The organism is Serratia sp. (in: enterobacteria) (assembly GCF_051654945.1).
Classification (GTDB): domain Bacteria; phylum Pseudomonadota; class Gammaproteobacteria; order Enterobacterales; family Enterobacteriaceae; genus Chania.
In genome coordinates, this window is the sequence record NZ_JBOFZA010000081.1 from 314,701 (window position 1) to 330,148 (window position 15,448).

Annotated in this window: 15 protein-coding genes and 1 tRNA gene; 8 read left to right on the plus strand and 8 right to left on the minus strand. The window is 53.6% G+C overall.

Going from position 1 to position 15,448, the window contains the following annotated elements; genetic code table 11:
• The first annotated feature begins 90 nt into the window (after nucleotides 1-90).
• From hemA to kdsA, 6 genes are read left to right on the plus strand one after another with little or no spacing between them, the layout of a single operon-like run.
• Complete coding sequence (gene hemA / locus ACRDCA_RS17875; protein ID WP_024528845.1) at nucleotides 91-1,353, plus strand: glutamyl-tRNA reductase; 1,263 nt, start codon at nucleotides 91-93, stop codon at nucleotides 1,351-1,353.
• 32 nt (nucleotides 1,354-1,385) lie between these two features.
• Entirely contained in the window at nucleotides 1,386-2,471 is a 1,086-nt protein-coding gene (gene prfA / locus ACRDCA_RS17880) for a peptide chain release factor 1 (protein WP_021181103.1), read from the plus strand.
• Complete coding sequence (gene prmC, locus ACRDCA_RS17885) at nucleotides 2,471-3,304, plus strand: peptide chain release factor N(5)-glutamine methyltransferase (protein WP_438690741.1); 834 nt, start codon at nucleotides 2,471-2,473, stop codon at nucleotides 3,302-3,304. Before prfA ends, prmC begins: the two co-directional genes overlap by 1 nt.
• A gap of 18 nt (nucleotides 3,305-3,322) precedes the next feature.
• Complete coding sequence (locus tag ACRDCA_RS17890) at nucleotides 3,323-3,721, plus strand: SirB2 family protein (RefSeq protein WP_438690742.1); 399 nt, start codon at nucleotides 3,323-3,325, stop codon at nucleotides 3,719-3,721.
• Nucleotides 3,718-4,527, plus strand: coding sequence for an invasion regulator SirB1 (sirB1, locus tag ACRDCA_RS17895; protein ID WP_438690743.1), 810 nt, complete (start codon nucleotides 3,718-3,720; stop codon nucleotides 4,525-4,527). The genes ACRDCA_RS17890 and sirB1 overlap by 4 nt, the downstream gene beginning before the upstream one ends.
• A gap of 37 nt (nucleotides 4,528-4,564) precedes the next feature.
• The gene (kdsA, locus tag ACRDCA_RS17900) at nucleotides 4,565-5,419 is read left to right on the plus strand and encodes a 3-deoxy-8-phosphooctulonate synthase (protein ID WP_438690744.1); all 855 of its coding nucleotides are present in this window, start codon (nucleotides 4,565-4,567) and stop codon (nucleotides 5,417-5,419) included.
• 51 nt (nucleotides 5,420-5,470) lie between these two features.
• On the opposite strand, the gene dauA is transcribed toward kdsA, so the two are convergent.
• The gene (gene dauA / locus ACRDCA_RS17905) at nucleotides 5,471-7,162 is read right to left on the minus strand and encodes a C4-dicarboxylic acid transporter DauA (RefSeq protein WP_438690745.1); all 1,692 of its coding nucleotides are present in this window, start codon (nucleotides 7,160-7,162) and stop codon (nucleotides 5,471-5,473) included.
• A gap of 229 nt (nucleotides 7,163-7,391) precedes the next feature.
• Complete coding sequence (locus tag ACRDCA_RS17910; RefSeq protein WP_438690746.1) at nucleotides 7,392-7,877, minus strand: heme-degrading domain-containing protein; 486 nt, start codon at nucleotides 7,875-7,877, stop codon at nucleotides 7,392-7,394.
• A 183-nt stretch (nucleotides 7,878-8,060) separates the two neighbouring features.
• Between ACRDCA_RS17910 and ACRDCA_RS17915 the strand changes: the two genes are divergently transcribed.
• Nucleotides 8,061-9,176 carry a diguanylate cyclase gene (locus tag ACRDCA_RS17915; RefSeq protein ID WP_438690747.1) on the plus strand — a complete coding sequence of 372 codons (1,116 nt, stop codon included), beginning with the start codon at nucleotides 8,061-8,063 and terminating at the stop codon, nucleotides 9,174-9,176.
• 105 nt (nucleotides 9,177-9,281) lie between these two features.
• On the opposite strand, the gene ACRDCA_RS17920 is transcribed toward ACRDCA_RS17915, so the two are convergent.
• The 6 genes from ACRDCA_RS17920 to ttdA all read right to left on the minus strand — a co-directional run bounded on the left by ACRDCA_RS17920 (nucleotide 9,282) and on the right by ttdA (nucleotide 14,115).
• Nucleotides 9,282-9,662 (minus strand): DUF1622 domain-containing protein, encoded by a 381-nt coding sequence (locus tag ACRDCA_RS17920; protein ID WP_438690748.1) that lies wholly within the window; start codon nucleotides 9,660-9,662, stop codon nucleotides 9,282-9,284.
• A 101-nt stretch (nucleotides 9,663-9,763) separates the two neighbouring features.
• Nucleotides 9,764-9,973, minus strand: coding sequence for a hypothetical protein (locus tag ACRDCA_RS17925; RefSeq protein WP_438690749.1), 210 nt, complete (start codon nucleotides 9,971-9,973; stop codon nucleotides 9,764-9,766).
• 881 nt (nucleotides 9,974-10,854) lie between these two features.
• Nucleotides 10,855-10,944, minus strand: a tRNA-Ser gene (locus tag ACRDCA_RS17930).
• Between the two features lie 141 nt (nucleotides 10,945-11,085).
• Nucleotides 11,086-12,549, minus strand: a complete 1,464-nt coding sequence (locus ACRDCA_RS17935; RefSeq protein WP_438690750.1) for an anion permease — start codon at nucleotides 12,547-12,549, stop codon at nucleotides 11,086-11,088.
• Between the two features lie 55 nt (nucleotides 12,550-12,604).
• A complete protein-coding gene (gene ttdB, locus ACRDCA_RS17940) occupies nucleotides 12,605-13,210 on the minus strand; it encodes a L(+)-tartrate dehydratase subunit beta (RefSeq protein WP_065685612.1) in 606 nt (201 codons plus the stop codon).
• Nucleotides 13,207-14,115, minus strand: a complete 909-nt coding sequence (gene ttdA, locus ACRDCA_RS17945) for a L(+)-tartrate dehydratase subunit alpha (RefSeq protein WP_438690751.1) — start codon at nucleotides 14,113-14,115, stop codon at nucleotides 13,207-13,209. Before ttdA ends, ttdB begins: the two co-directional genes overlap by 4 nt.
• Nucleotides 14,116-14,414: 299 nt before the next feature.
• On the opposite strand from ttdA, the gene ttdR reads away from it, so the two are divergent.
• A complete protein-coding gene (gene ttdR, locus ACRDCA_RS17950) occupies nucleotides 14,415-15,329 on the plus strand; it encodes an L-tartrate utilization transcriptional activator TtdR (RefSeq protein WP_438690752.1) in 915 nt (304 codons plus the stop codon).
• The last annotated feature ends 119 nt before the right edge of the window (nucleotides 15,330-15,448 follow it).

Below are 15,448 nucleotides of genomic sequence, written 5' to 3' on the forward strand. Positions count from 1 at the left end.
AAGATGCGGTTGTCACTTTTATTGATGTCGCGCATCAAGTAGAATGCCGGTCAACGAGAACCCGTACCAAGAGAAGTATTACTCGAAGCAATGACCCTTCTGGCGTTAGGTATTAATCACAAAACCGCTCCGGTTTCTCTGCGAGAACGGGTGACCTTCTCCCCAGAGTCGATCGACAAGGCGCTGAATAGCTTGCTGCAACAGCCATTGGTGCAGGGCGGCGTTGTGCTGTCTACCTGTAACCGCACCGAGCTGTATCTCAGCGTGGAGCAGCAGGATCATCTGCATGAACAGCTGGTTGCCTGGTTATGTGATTATCACCATCTGCGCCCGGAAGACGTTCGCAAAAGCCTGTATTGGCACCACGGTGACGAAGCCGTCAGCCATTTGATGCGCGTTGCCAGCGGGCTAGACTCTTTGGTACTGGGTGAACCCCAGATCCTTGGGCAGGTTAAGAAAGCCTTTGCCGAATCCCAGCGTGGCCAGTCACTTTCCGGTGAGCTGGAGCGCCTGTTCCAGAAATCCTTCTCCGTTGCCAAGCGGGTGCGTACCGAAACCGAAATCGGTGCCAGTGCGGTATCCGTTGCCTTCGCCGCCTGTGCGCTGGCGCGCCAGATCTTCGAATCCCTTGCCGAACTGAACGTGCTGTTAGTGGGCGCAGGGGAAACGATTGAATTGGTGGCCCGCCATCTGCGTGAGCATAAAGTGCAGCATATGATCATCGCTAACCGCACCCGTGAACGCGCCCAGGTCTTGGCGCAAGAGGTGGGGGCAGAGGTGATCTCATTGCCAGAGATTGATGCACGTCTGGCAGATGCCGATATCATTATCAGTTCCACCGCCAGCCCGCTGCCCATCATCGGCAAAGGGATGGTCGAACGAGCACTGAAAGCACGCCGTAACCAGCCTATGCTGCTGGTAGATATTGCTGTTCCGCGCGATATTGAGCCGGAAGTGGGCAAACTGGCGAACGCCTATCTCTACACCGTCGACGACCTGCAGGCCATTATTCAGAGCAATATGGCACAGCGGCAGGCGGCTGCCGTACAGGCCGAGACTATTGTGCAGCAGGAAAGCAGCAACTTTATGACCTGGCTGCGCTCACAGGGCGCGACAGATACCATCAGAGACTACCGTTCGCAGGCCGATCAGATCCGTGCGGAAATGGAGTCAAAAGCGCTGGCCGCGATTGCCCAAGGCGCTAACGTGGAGCAGGTGATCCATGAGCTGGCCCACAGATTAACCAATCGTCTTATTCATGCCCCTACCAAATCCCTCCAGCAGGCCGCCGGCGATGGCGACATGGAGCGGTTGCACATTTTACGCGACAGCCTCGGGCTGGATCAGCATTAGTTCTCTTTTATTAACAGGGTTTAAAACCACGCATGAAGCCTTCTATTGTTGCCAAACTGGAAGCGTTACAAGAGCGCCATGAAGAAGTTCAGGCGCTGCTCGGCGATGCCAGCGTTATTGCCGATCAGGATCGGTTCCGTGGCCTGTCGCGCGAATATGCGCAGTTGACCGACGTCAGCCGTTGTTTTCTGGAATGGCGACAGGTGCAAGACGATCTCGCCACGGCAGAAATGATGCTGGACGATCCGGAAATGCGTGAAATGGCGCAGGAAGAGCTGAAACAGGCCAAAGCGGCGACCGAAGAGCTGGAACAGCAACTGCAAGTCTTGCTGCTGCCAAAGGATCCGGACGATGAGCGCGACTGCTTCCTGGAAGTGCGCGCCGGAACCGGTGGCGACGAAGCGGCCATTTTTGCTGGCGATCTGTTCCGTATGTACAGCCGTTATGCTGAAACTCGCCGCTGGCGGGTTGAGATCATGAGTGAAAACGTGGGTGAACACGGCGGTTACAAAGAGGTAATTGCCAAAGTGTCCGGCGACGGTGTTTACGGCCAGTTGAAGTTTGAATCCGGCGGTCATCGCGTGCAGCGCGTGCCGGAAACCGAATCTCAGGGCCGTATTCATACCTCAGCCTGCACGGTGGCGGTGATGCCAGCGGTGCCAGAGGCTGAACTGCCGGAAATCAATGCGGGCGATCTGAAGATCGATACTTTCCGTTCCTCCGGGGCGGGTGGTCAGCACGTTAACACCACCGATTCGGCGATCCGTATTACCCACTTGCCGACCGGCATTGTGGTTGAATGCCAGGATGAACGTTCACAGCACAAGAACAAAGCCAAAGCGATGTCAGTGCTTGGGGCGCGTATCCGCGCGGCAGAGATGGCCAAACGCCAGTTGGCGGAGGCTTCCACCCGCCGCAACCTGCTGGGCACCGGCGATCGCTCCGATCGTAACCGCACCTATAACTTCCCGCAGGGCCGCGTAACCGACCACCGCATCAACCTGACGCTGTACCGTCTGGATGAGGTAATGGAAGGTAAACTGGATATGCTTATCCAGCCGATCGTGCAGGAATACCAGGCCGATCAACTGGCGGCACTTTCGGCCGAGCCTGAGTAATGGATTATCAAACCTGGCTGAAAACCGCAACCTTACGCCTGACGCACAGTGACAGCGCCAAACGTGATGCGGAGATCCTGTTGGGTTTCGTGACCGGCCGTGTCAGAACCTATCTGTTGGCTTTTGGTGAAACCCTGTTGACGGCAGAGCAGGCCGAGCAGCTGGCGGTCCTGCTGGCTCGTCGTGAACGCGGGGAACCGGTGGCGTATCTGGTTGGTGAGCGCGAGTTCTGGTCGCTTCCTCTATCGGTTTCACCCGCGACGCTGATCCCGCGCCCGGATACTGAATGCCTGGTGGAGTTGGCGCTGGAGCGTCTGCCCGCTACGCCATGCGCCATTCTGGATCTTGGCACCGGCACCGGTGCGATTGCCCTGGCGTTAGCCAGCGAACGGCCAGACTGCCAGGTTACCGGTATCGATCTGCAACCCGCCGCCGTGGCGCTGGCGCAGCATAATGCGCAAAAGCTGGCGATTAACAATGTGCGCTTTTTGCCGGGGGACTGGTTTACGCCGGTTGCCGGGCAACAGTTTGCGCTGATCGCCAGTAATCCTCCCTATATTGATGAAGCCGATCCTCACCTTGAGCAGGGCGATGTCCGCTTTGAACCCGGCAGTGCGCTGGTAGCTGCCCAACAGGGGCTGGCCGATCTGGCCACGATTGTTGAGCAGGCCGCAGGCTATTTAGAGCCGCAAGGCTGGCTGTTGCTTGAACACGGCTGGCAACAGGGCGAGAATGTACGTATGCTGTTGAATGCAGCGGGATTTATTGCGGTGGCAACCCATCGCGACTATGGCGGCAACGATCGTGTGACTCTGGGCCAAAAACCACTATAAGAAACCAAGGAAACAACTATGGCAGCTTACATGGCGCTAAAACATCTGCATTTATTAACGGTAGCCATCAGCATTACGCTGTTTGTACTGCGTTTCTTCTGGAAGTGGCGCGCTTCAACGATGATGGACAAGCGCTGGGTCAAGATCACGCCGCATATCAATGATACGGTGCTGTTTGTCACCGGTATCGCGCTGGTGGTGATGTTCAAGTTTTATCCACTGCTGGGTATGGACTCGTGGCTGACCGAGAAGTTGTTTGGCGTTATCATTTATATCCTGTTGGGCTATGTCGCATTGGGCAAGAAGACGCAAAGCTGGAATATCCGCACCTTGGCATTTGTGCTGGCGCTGGGCTGCCTGTATCTGATCGTGAAACTTGCCACGACTAAAATACCGTTGTTGATGGGATACTTATGAGTAGCATTGCCGATTTCGAATTTAATACTTCCTCACTGAGTGAGGGGGTGATCCTGGTGTCTAAAGTCATCCGGCGGGACTTCCCGGTGACCGAAGTAGAGCGCAAACTACAGCAACTGAGCGACGAAGCGCGTGCGGCCATCCCAGACGATCTCAACCAGGATCAGCAACTGGAAGCGCTCATCGAGCTATTCTTTAAAACCTGGGGATTCGGCGGTGCCAGCGGTGTTTATCGTCTCTCTGACGCCATCTGGCTGGATAAGGTGCTGGAAGCCCGCCAGGGTACGCCAGTCTCGCTGGGGACCATTTTCCTGCACATTGCCCACCAGTTGGAGCTGCCGTTGATGCCGGTGATTTTCCCCACTCAACTGATCATGCGTGCCGACTGGCTGGATGAAGAGATGTGGCTGGTCAATCCGCTGAACGGGGAAACGCTCAACGAACATCAGCTGGAGGTTTGGCTCAAGGGCAACCTGGGGCTGGGTGCCGAACTGGAAGATGACGATCTGGATGAATCGGAAAACATTCTGGTGGTGCGCAAGATGCTCGATACCCTGAAAGCCGCGCTGATGGAAGAAGACCAGATGGAAATTGCGTTGCGGGCCAGCGAAGTGGTGCTGAGTTTTGATCCGGACGACCCTTACGAGATCCGCGACCGTGGCTTGATTTACGCCCAGTTGGAATGCAACCATATCGCCATTTCCGATCTCAACTATTTTGTCGAGCAGTGCCCTGAAGACCCGGTGAGTGAAGTGATAAAAATTCAAATCCACTCCATCGAGCTCAAGCAGGTCACGCTGCATTAATTCACTTATTCCGATTATCAATCAATAAGGTGCAAGCATGGAACAGAAAGTAGTCAGTATTGGCGACATTTTGGTAGCGAACGATCTGCCGTTTGTCCTGTTCGGTGGTATGAACGTACTGGAATCACGCGATTTGGCGATGCGCATCTGCGAACACTACGTCACCGTGACGCAAAAACTGGGCATCCCTTACGTTTTCAAAGCCTCTTTTGATAAAGCCAACCGTTCTTCCATTCATTCTTACCGTGGCCCAGGCCTGGAAGAAGGGATGAAGATCTTCCAGGAAATCAAAAGCACCTTTGGTGTCAAGGTGATCACCGACGTGCACGAAGCGGCACAGGCGCAGCCGGTTTCCGAAGTGGTTGATGTGATCCAGTTGCCCGCTTTCCTGGCACGCCAGACCGACCTGGTTGAAGCGATGGCGAAAACCGGCGCGGTGATCAACGTCAAGAAACCGCAATTTGTCAGCCCGGGCCAGATGGGTAATATCGTCGATAAATTCAAAGAAGGCGGCAACGACCAGGTTATCCTGTGCGATCGTGGCAGCAACTTTGGTTATGACAACCTGGTGGTCGACATGTTGGGGATCAACGTGATGAAGAACGTGACCGGTGGCCATCCGGTGATCTTCGACGTGACCCACGCCCTGCAAACCCGCGATCCGTTTGGTGCGGCTTCTGGTGGCCGCCGTGCGCAGGTTGCCGAACTGGCGCGCGCTGGTATGGCGGTGGGCTTGGCTGGTCTGTTTATTGAGGCTCACCCGGATCCAAGCAATGCCAAATGCGATGGTCCTTCGGCACTGCCGCTGGATAAGCTGGAGCCGTTCCTGGTACAGATGAAAGCCATCGACGATCTGGTGAAAAGCTTCGCCGAGCTGGATACCAGCAACTAGGTTTTACCGTGATGAAAAAAGGCCCGTCATTAATTTGCCGGGCCTTTTGTTTTACTGGGCGTTCAGCGCGGTGAGCGCTTCCGGCAAGGTGGGGTAGAAATGCAGCTTACCCTCGATCGGTTTCATACGCGCCCGTGCCAGGGTTTTCAGCGGCTGGAACGGAATGTCGGTGATCACCAGCTGTTTTTCGGCGGGCAGGGCATCGATATAACGTTGCAGCGCGTTTAGCCCCCCGGCATCCAGCACCGGCACGGCATCCCATTGCAAGATGATGGTGTGGTAGTTTTCACCACGCACCAGCAGATCGTTGAATATGCGCTCGGCAGCGGCAAAGAACAGCGGCCCGTTGACGCGCAGCACCAGGCGGCCATCATCGGCGCTTAACTCGCTCAGGCGCGTCATCCGTGCGATACGGCGCATAAACAGCAGCGAGGCCAGCACGATGCCAACGGTAATGGCAATCACCATATCAAACAGCACCGTCAGCGACATACACAGCAGCATCACCAAAATGTCGTCTTTCGGTGCCCGGCGCAGCAGATAAACCACTTTATGCGCTTCACTCATATTCCAGGCGACCAACAGTAGCAGCGAAGCCATCGCTGCCAGCGGCAGATAGGACAGCCAGGGTGCCAATACCAGCAGAGCCAATAACACCATCAACGAGTGAATGATCGCCGAAACCGGTGAGGTTGCACCTGCCCGCACGTTGGCAGCCGACCGGGCAATGGCGGCGGTGGCGGTGATGCCACCGAAGAAGGGGGCGATGATGTTGCCTGCGCCCTGGCCAATCAGCTCGGCGTTGGAGTGATGCTTTTTGCCCGTCATACCGTCGAGTACCACGGCGCACAGCAGTGATTCAATCGCGCCAAGCATCGCCATGGAAAATGCTGCGGGTAACAAGGCAGAAATCAACTGCCAGCTCAGTTCCGTTGGCTTGCCATCGCCTGCAGGCAGATGCCAAGGCAGCAGCCACTGCGGCAGGATCGGCGGGATACCTTGGCCCTGGCTACCGTCGGCCAGTTGGAAACTGAAGCGGGAGCCAATGGTTGCAACCTGATGATCGAACTGCGCCAGGATAGCCATCACCGCGGTACCCGCCAACAAGGCAGGCAGGTGGCCGGGAATACGCAGCCCCAACTTTGGCCACAGTAGCAGGACCACCAGGGTGACAGCGCCAATCAGGGTGTCGCCATAGTCCAGGGTGGGCAGGGCGTGTAACAGCGCGTTGACCTTGCCGATGTAGTTTTCTGGCACTTCCGCCATCTGCAAGCCAAAGAAATCTTTCACCTGCATGGTGGCGATGGTGATGGCGATCCCGGAGGTAAACCCAAGCGTCACCGAGAGCGGAATGTACTCGATCAGTCGGCCAAGCCGCGCCAGCCCCATGATCAGCAGGAACACGCCGGATAACATGGTGGCAATCAATAAGCCAGAAAGCCCAAATTGTTGTGAGACGGGGAACAGGATCACCACAAACGCGGCGGTGGGGCCGGAAACGCTGTAGCGCGAGCCTCCGCTGACGGCGATCACGATGCCGGCAATGGCGGCGGTGTACAGCCCATACTGTGGGGGAACGCCGCTGGCAATGGCCAGTGCCATCGCCAGCGGAATGGCAATGATGCCAACGGTGACCCCGGCAATGGCATCTTTCAGCAGACGTTGAAGTGAATAGGGTTCACGCCAGCAGGCTTCTATCAGCGCGCTGAAAGGACGAATACCGTTGATTTCGTGCGTTTTCATCTAAGTTACAAACCAAGTCTATAAAAGAGAACGGAATGGCGGGCCAGGGAGGTCCGTCTCGGAATAGCTGGTTGATACCATACCCCTTTCTGTCTGCCGATACCTAGATTTGCATCAAGGCATCAGGATTGTGCTTAATTTATATTTGTTCTGCGGGTTATTCGCGCCAAGCCGCTAACCTACGCAGATCATCCACTGAGAATGGGGACGAAAGGGCGGCTTTTATCGCTTAGTGTACCGAGGGTAAGGATAAGCCTAGAAACTGAGCAAGAGTGCTGACGAGCAAATGATGGTCTTCGAGCTGTGGGGAACCGGAAAGCGAGATGGTGCCGATGCAGCCCACATTGAGCAGATTTATGGGGAATGCACCGCCGTGGGCGGCATAGTCGCGCACGCTGAGGCCATATCTCTCCTCCAGCGTAATCTGTCGTTGTTGCAGGCGCAAACCTATCGCATACGAGCTTTTATGGAAATGATTGACCACGTTACGTTTACGGCGTACCCAATCGGCAATGTCCGGCGTTGCCCCTGGCATAGCGTAATAAAACAGCGTTTGTCCGCTCAGCTGGATTTCGATAGCGATGGGTAATTGACGACGTTCTGCAGCATTTTTTAGCGCCACACCCAACTCCCACGCGGTGGCATGATCGAAATGGTGGAAGGTGAGATCGGTTTCTTGTGTCGTGAGCGCTTGCAATTCATCATCGATATTCATCAGATTTTCCCCGTGAAATGATTGATTACAGTCTATCCTGAACAGACGATAGGGCATAGATTGCCTGGCAATATCATAGAACAACCGAGCCACATAGGGGCGTTGCATGCTACGCCCGTGTGAAAAATCGGTAGTAGGCCAAATTAAAAATCATTGCCATACCCTGGAGTATGCCGAATATTTATGACGTACATTGAGTCGATCTCATCCTTTTACAGTGACGCATGTATTACCTATGCCACGCTGTCGATCACCTACTTTGCGCTGAGCCAAAACGCGCCCTTTTCTTATCAGTCGGCCCTGTGGAAACGGGTGTTGTTTGGTGTTTTGGCTGGGCTGGCGGTGGTATATCTGAATCAGGATCGGCTGTTGCTTACCGGCAACATCTATTTCAGTTTTGCCATGATCCCGATGATCCTGGTGATGTTTTTTGGTGGTGCAGTCAGCGGTGGGGTGTGCTATCTGGTGAGCTTCGGTTTTAACGGTGGTTTTACGCTGGATAATCTGTTTATCGGGGTGATCATCCTGGCGTTGCTGCTATCAGGAGTGTGGCGGAGAAAATCGAATCGGGTGTTTTATCTCACCATCGGCGTTATAGCGCTTTACCGTATTGCCGTGGTTGGCTCGTTCGTCAACTTCCGCGAACTGTGGCCGGATATTCTGCTGTATCAGGTGGCTTCGGCACTTTGCCTGGCGATTTGCTACCACGCCTTGAGCTTTAAAGAACGGCATATTCACGCCTTTTTCTCCATGCGTAACAAGGCAACTACCGATAGCCTGACCCACATCAACAACCGCGCCAGCGTGGATTACCAAATGATGCTGCAGCATGCCAAGCGGCAGTCTTGTGGCCTGATGATCCTGGATTTGGACAATTTCAAACAGGTGAATGACACCTATGGTCATCTGGCCGGTGACGGGGTTCTGGCCCATGTAGGGGAGATCCTGAAGGATTGTGTACGTCATGAGGACTTTGTCGGGCGCTACGGCGGCGAGGAATTTATCGTCATCACTTCCAGTTATGACCCGCTGCATATTGCGGCGGTGGCGGAACGCATTCGTAGCCGGGTGGAGGCTTTTGATTTTATTACCGAGAATGGATATACCATCCGCATGACTATCTCCATCGGCACCTCGTTGTATCTGCCCGGCATGTCGGTGGAGAAAGCGATAGAGATGACGGATGAAGCGCTGTATGACGCTAAACGTGAGGGCAAAAACCGCGTGGTCAGTAGCCGCCTGATGTCACTTTCGCAGTTGGGGAAGGGGTTTGGCCACATGGCGGTGAAGAAGTCTTAATCTTATCCGCGACTCTCCTTGGTGATTGCTGATATTTTCACGGCTTAAAGGGGGAGCTTTCAACGTGAGGAAGCGATAGGTCAAACAATGCTTTCTTTGACAGCGTTACTTTTTCTCCTCCAGTGTTGTTGCGTCGGTTTTACCGATGACAGCAACATTGTTTTCAGCATAATCTAACTCTTTAGATAAAAAGTAATTAAGAAATGTACGTATCACTGCAATGACAACCAGTTTCATCAACTCTTCCATGCTAGGGTTGATTGTCGTTGCCAAGATATCAGCCGCTAATTGAAACTCTAACGCCAAAGCAAGCCAGGTTCCAAAGCGCGCCCTTATCAGGTAGAGGATGGACTGACTTTTAACTTTGGTTATTGTGGTATAAAGTGCCTTTACGAGCCCGATAAAAACGCAAATAATGGAGAGAAACTCTAAGAAAACCTGTAGCATTAGAGAGAAATATATAATTATTTCTTTGATACTTTCCAATTAGATAGCTCCGTTTTCCATGTTTATCAGCCTCTTACCAACAAACCGTGCTTGGTTAAGGGCTTGGAATAGGGCGTTTTAGTTCAGGCCCGTAAAGCATTTTACTTTTCGCGATGTTTGTTGTTTAAGTGGAGTGAAAAGCATCTGTTGAAATAGGCTTTGACGTGATCTTCCATCGCGTGAACTTTCTCGTCAATGCGCTGGCAAAGGAATTCATCGCTATTCATTGCCTGGACTCGTTGTAACGCTATTAAGTCAATTTCTTTTTTTTGTTCTTCAGTTAATTCGTTGTTAGTGTGCTGATTAGTCATGATGATACCTGTATCCTGAGTAAAGTAACTAAACTATAGAGCTATCAGTATTGTAGCAAAAACTTTCTAACTTTTGTTTAAACAGATTGTGACGATACACTGTCCGAATTTATTGTCGTGGCGCTTACAACTACCTCGAAGCCGCACCCCTCACCCTAGCCCTCTCCCAAAAGGAGAGGGGACTGAACGTGCCACAGTTTGACTACTGCATCTGACCGCAGTTCTGGACCCGCTCCCTCTCCCCGATGCAGCGTTAATGTGGCACTCGATCTGTATTGTGGGAAAGGGTTGGGGTGAGGGAGAATTAGTAGTGTTAACTGACAGCCAATAGCTCAGTCTTTATTGGAATATGGCGGTGAGGTCGGGCTTGATTCGCAAGCTCACCCTGCGGGCGGCCGGTCGGCCGTCCAAAATGTCTCTGCTTTGCGAGCCATTTTGTCGAACCCTGTCGAGGCTTCTCACCCCGCTCTTCTGGGGAACATGCAAAAAAAAGTCTGAACGTTAGCTCAGACTCTTTCTTGGAATATGGCGGTGAGGTCGGGCTTGATTCGCAAGCTCACCCTGCGGGCGGCCGGTTGGTCGTCCAAAATGTCTCTGCTTTGCGAGCCATTTTGTCGAACCCTGTCGAGGCTTCTCACCCCCTCTCTTCTGGGGAACATGCAAAAAAAAAGTCTGAACGTTAGCTCAGACTCTTTCTTGGAATATGGCGGTGAGGTCGGGCTTGATTCGCAAGCTCACCCTGCGGGCGGCCGGTCGGCCGTCCAAAATGTCTCTGCTTTGCGAGCCATTTTGTCGAACCCTGTCGAGGCTTCTCACCCCTCTCTCCTGGGGAACATGCAAAAAAAAAGTCTGAACGTTAGTTCAGACTTTTTCTTGGAAAATGGCGGTGAGAGAGGGGTTCGAACCCTCGATACACTTACGCGTATACACACTTTCCAGGCGTGCTCCTTCAGCCACTCAGACACCTCACCGTTTCGTTGCGCGTTACTCAGTGCAACGGGGCGCTACTATAGGGAGAGTCGGCTAACCGGTCAAGAATATTTTTACGGTTTTAGCTCAGGTGGTTAAGCCGTGGCCGCTTTGGCGTAATTCAAGACCGGAAATCCGGTTTTCTAACCCATCACCAGCGGCATCCACACCAATCCGGTGACGATTAACAGCCCCAGGAAGATCAGACCAAAGAGGGCTCCAAGCCGCCAATAATCGTTGGTGGGCAAATAGCCGCTGCCGTAATAAATCGGACTGGGGCCCGTCGCATACGGAGTGACGATGCTCCCCAGGCCAATGGCGGCACCGATCATCAGGCTGAAGGTCGGCAAGGGAATGGCGGGCAGCATCAGCGCGGCCGCAATCATCATCGGTGCCAGTGCTGAGGTGTAAGCCGTCGCGCTGGCAAAAAAGTAGCGCAGCAGATAGAACACTACCACCAACAGCACCATCACCACCGTCGTCGAGTATCCCTGCAAGCCTTGCGCTACCAGCTTGCCGAACCAGGTAATAAAACCGACGTTGTTCAGCCCGGTAGCCAGAGCAATCAGCGAAGCCAGCCAGAAAAATACGCTCCAGGCCGCCTTATTGCTGATGATGTCATCCCAGGTAATAATTTTACCTAGCAACATCAACGCCACCACCGAGTAGCCGACCAGCGCCGCATCAATATACTGCGCAGCAAAGATCCACAACAGCAGAGCGACGAGCATCAGCCCCAGCATTTTCTTCTCGCGCAGGCTGAGTGGCCCCATAGCGGCCAGTTCGGCAGAGGCCCATTTGGGCACCTGCTCACCGGCTTTGATGGTCGGCGGATACAGGAGATAGCTCAACCAGGGCACCAGAGCGATCAACAGCAGGCTGAGGGGCAGCATGCCGACAAACCAGTCACCCCAGGACAACGTCACATGGGACGACGTTTTGAGTAGCCCGACCAACAGCAGGTTGGGGGCCATGGCGGTGAGGAAAATCGCGCTGGTGACACAGTTGGCGCAGATACCCATCCACATAATATATGAGCCAATGCTGCGTGCGCTTGGCGTATTCGGCTGGGAGTCATACAACGGCGGCAGGTTACGCACGATCGGATAGATAATCCCCGCACCGCGTGCCGAGTTGGAGGGCGTGACAGGGGCCAATAGCAGCTCGGAAAACATGATGGCGTAGCCGAGCAACAGGGTTTTATGCCCCATTTTTTTTACCAGGATTAGCGCAATGCGTCTACCGAGGCCGGTTTTCTCGTAGCCAGTGCCAAACATGAAGGCGGCAAAGATCAGCCAGATCACCGAATTGGAAAAGCCGGAGACCATCCACGTCAACGAACTGGAGGTGTATTTAAAACCGGGAGCGGCAAGCTGTTCCGGGCTATAGAGCAACCAGGGCGAGAAAATGGCAATAATGGCCAGACCGGTCATGGCGACGACCGCACCGGGAGCCGGTTCCAGAATCAAACCGACAATAACACCAAGGAACACAGAGAAATAGAGCCAGGCGTGGGGTTGTAACCCCGCGGGTGTTGGACATAAGGCGAGGGCTAGCGCCACAATAATCGGGGCAAACCATCGCCATGACAAACTGAGCTTTGTCATAGCGGGAACCTCATTTTAATTATAGGTAAGAGAGGCTTGCGCCTCTCCTGGCGGTTCACTTGATGTAATGGACGTGCTGGCAGATCTCTTCGACGATCGGTTCGCAGCGTTGGGCAAACACCTTTTTGTTTTCATCGATCAGGTTATTGCCGTGGGTATCGATAGAGACAATCAGTGGGCCAAATTCTTTCACCCGGCACACCCATAGCGACTCCGGCATACCCAACTCGGTCCAGTGCACCTCTTCAATTTCTTCGACCTGCGTGGCCGCCACTACCGCACAGCCTGCGGGGAAAATGACGTGCAACGCCTTGAATTCTTTACAGCCAGCCTCGGTATTTGGCCCCATACCACCTTTACCGACGATCAGCCGCACGCCGGTTTGTTCGATAAACTCTTTCTCAAAGCTTTCCATCCTCATGCTGGTGGTGGGACCGATCGACACCATCTCCCATTTTTCACCGTTCTTACGCACTATCGGTCCGGCATGGAAAATCGCTTTGCCGCGCAGATCGTAAGGGATTTCACGCTTGAGTTCGATCAGCCGCCGGTGGCAGACGTCGCGGCAGGTGACCAGCGTGCCGTTGAGATAGATAACGTCGCCCACGCGGATATCGGCCAGGTCTTCAGCTTTGATTGGGGTGGTAAGGATCTTTTTCATAATGCCTCCCGAGTGTGGGAAATACTTTCAAACGACAGATCTTGGTGTACCAGCAACGTGCCACGGCGGTGGGCCCAGCAGCCGGTGGAGACCGCGACGCCGATGGTGGAAGGGTGACGAGCGGCTGATTCGATATGCACCCCCATCACGGAACTGTTGCCCATTAATCCCTGTGGGCCAATGCCCAGCTGGTTGAGGCCAGCCTCCAGGCGCAACTCCAGATCGGCGGCGATAGGATTGGGATGTCGGGTGCCAATAGGGCGCAAGATAGCTCGGCGAGAGAGCACCGCTGCCGTTTCTACCGAGGTCGCAATACCGACGCCGACCAGCACCGGTGGGCAGGCGTTGACCGCCAGCGTAGAGATGTTTTCAAACACAAATTTCACTACGCCTTCGTAACCTTCGGAAGGCATCAGCACTTTGGCACGGCCGGGCAGTGTGCAGCCGCCGCCGGCCATATACACTTCAATTTCCGCGTCGGTACCGTTGGGTACCAGATCCCAGGTGACCCATGGCACGCCGGAGCCGGTATTTTTCCCGGTGTTGACCTCATCAAAGATCTCCACCGCGTTATGGCGTAGCGGTGCGGCCACCGTGGCATCCTCCACTGCCTGTTTCAATGCTGCCTGAAGCTCCGCCAGCAAGGGAAAGCAGGTGCCCACTTTGACAAAAAACATGATTTCGCCGGTGTCCTGGCAGGCGGGGCGGTTCAGGGCGATGGCCTTCTCCATATTGTCAAACATCGTATGGTAGATAATCTTGCCCATCCCTTCGGTTTCCAAATCCCGAAGCTGTTTTAATTTATCGACGACATCATCCGGCATGCGCGTTGAAATCATGGCTGTGAAATTCGCGACAATGCGGGTGAGTTGCTCAACCTTAGCGTTTTTTTCAATTACGTGCATAAGTGTGACTCCCGTCAGGCTGAAATGAACATGCTCACTGTTAATAGTTATAAAATAAGTTTTCTTGGCCTGAATAAACGCTACCATAGCGATGAGTTGCGATCCGCAACGGCTTTGTGAAGCGTTGATTCACAAAACGTTAATCATGGTTATGTGTTTAAATTCAATTGGATAAAATTAAAATAAAAATAAAGTGAGAAATTTATTTAACACCCGCGCAGCAAAATAAAACAGTTAAAGCACCAGCGCGTAATTCATTGTTAACTATTTAGTGAGCAATACAGTGAGGTCAGAAAGTCATGTCGCTAATTCATTATCCTCAGCCTAAAGATTTACAGGTGTTGATTGCAGTAGTTAATACCGGCAGTTTCAGCGCCGCCGCCGAAATATTGGGGCAGACGCCGGCATTTGTGACAAAACGCATCCAACAGATGGAAGCGTTGCTGGGCGTGAAACTGCTGAACCGCTCCTCCCGTGGTATGGCGCTCACGGAAAGCGGGCAGACGGCTTACGTTCACTCGCTGGACATTATGGATCGCCTGCAAAACCTGATGGATGAGGTGACGCATATCAAAGAGCAGCCGGTTGGCATGATCCGCATTGGTTCCAGTTTTGGCTTTGGCCGGGCTTATATTGCGCCCGCCATCATGGAAATCATGGAGATCTATCCGGAGTTGCAAATCAACTTTGAGCTGTTCGATCGGCAAATCGATCTTAACCGGGATAACGTCGACCTGGATATCCGGATCAACGACGACATCCCGGATAATTACATCGCCAAGCTGCTGGCCAAGAACCAGCGCATTCTTTGCGCATCGCCTGCCTATCTTGAGCAGCGGGGTATGCCCGCAACGCTGGCGGATTTGCAGCATCATGACTGCCTGGTGACCAAGGAGCGCGATCAAACCATCGGCGTTTGGGAGTTGGAAAACCCGCAGGGGAAAAAATCGGTAAAAATATCCGGGCATCTCTCGTCCAACAGCGGGGAGATTGTCCTGCACTGGGCGCTGAATGGTAAAGGGATCATGCTGCGTTCCGAATGGGACGTATTGCCGTTTCTACGTGATGGCGAGCTGGTACGGGTGTTGCCGGACTATGCGCAGAGCGCCAATATCTGGGCGGTCTATCAGATGCCGCTGTACTCGTCGGCCAAGCTGAAGGTCTGCGTGGAGTTCTTTAGCCAGTATTGCCGCACTATGGGCAGTGAGATCTGATTGAACCGCTAAAACTCGTGCCGTGACTGACGGTGTGTAGTACAAAAAACCATCACAACCACACAAAAATAAAACAGTGTTTTATAAAATTAGAGAGGTTGATCGGCCCATTCTTGTTT

Excerpts from the sequence above, each read along its gene's own strand:
- dauA (WP_438690745.1), bottom strand. The coding sequence starts at position 7,162 with ATGAAAACGCACGAAATCAACGGTATTCGTCCTTTCAGCGCGCTGATA.
- ACRDCA_RS17890 (WP_438690742.1), top strand. The coding sequence starts at position 3,323 with ATGGCAGCTTACATGGCGCTAAAACATCTGCATTTATTAACGGTAGCC.
- ACRDCA_RS17915 (WP_438690747.1), top strand. The coding sequence starts at position 8,061 with ATGACGTACATTGAGTCGATCTCATCCTTTTACAGTGACGCATGTATT.
- sirB1 (WP_438690743.1), top strand. The coding sequence starts at position 3,718 with ATGAGTAGCATTGCCGATTTCGAATTTAATACTTCCTCACTGAGTGAG.
- ACRDCA_RS17935 (WP_438690750.1), bottom strand. The coding sequence starts at position 12,549 with ATGACAAAGCTCAGTTTGTCATGGCGATGGTTTGCCCCGATTATTGTG.
- prmC (WP_438690741.1), top strand. The coding sequence starts at position 2,471 with ATGGATTATCAAACCTGGCTGAAAACCGCAACCTTACGCCTGACGCAC.
- ACRDCA_RS17925 (WP_438690749.1), bottom strand. The coding sequence starts at position 9,973 with ATGACTAATCAGCACACTAACAACGAATTAACTGAAGAACAAAAAAAA.
- prfA (WP_021181103.1), top strand. The coding sequence starts at position 1,386 with ATGAAGCCTTCTATTGTTGCCAAACTGGAAGCGTTACAAGAGCGCCAT.
- ttdA (WP_438690751.1), bottom strand. The coding sequence starts at position 14,115 with ATGCACGTAATTGAAAAAAACGCTAAGGTTGAGCAACTCACCCGCATT.
- ACRDCA_RS17910 (WP_438690746.1), bottom strand. The coding sequence starts at position 7,877 with ATGAATATCGATGATGAATTGCAAGCGCTCACGACACAAGAAACCGAT.
- kdsA (WP_438690744.1), top strand. The coding sequence starts at position 4,565 with ATGGAACAGAAAGTAGTCAGTATTGGCGACATTTTGGTAGCGAACGAT.
- hemA (WP_024528845.1), top strand. The coding sequence starts at position 91 with ATGACCCTTCTGGCGTTAGGTATTAATCACAAAACCGCTCCGGTTTCT.
- ttdR (WP_438690752.1), top strand. The coding sequence starts at position 14,415 with ATGTCGCTAATTCATTATCCTCAGCCTAAAGATTTACAGGTGTTGATT.
- ttdB (WP_065685612.1), bottom strand. The coding sequence starts at position 13,210 with ATGAAAAAGATCCTTACCACCCCAATCAAAGCTGAAGACCTGGCCGAT.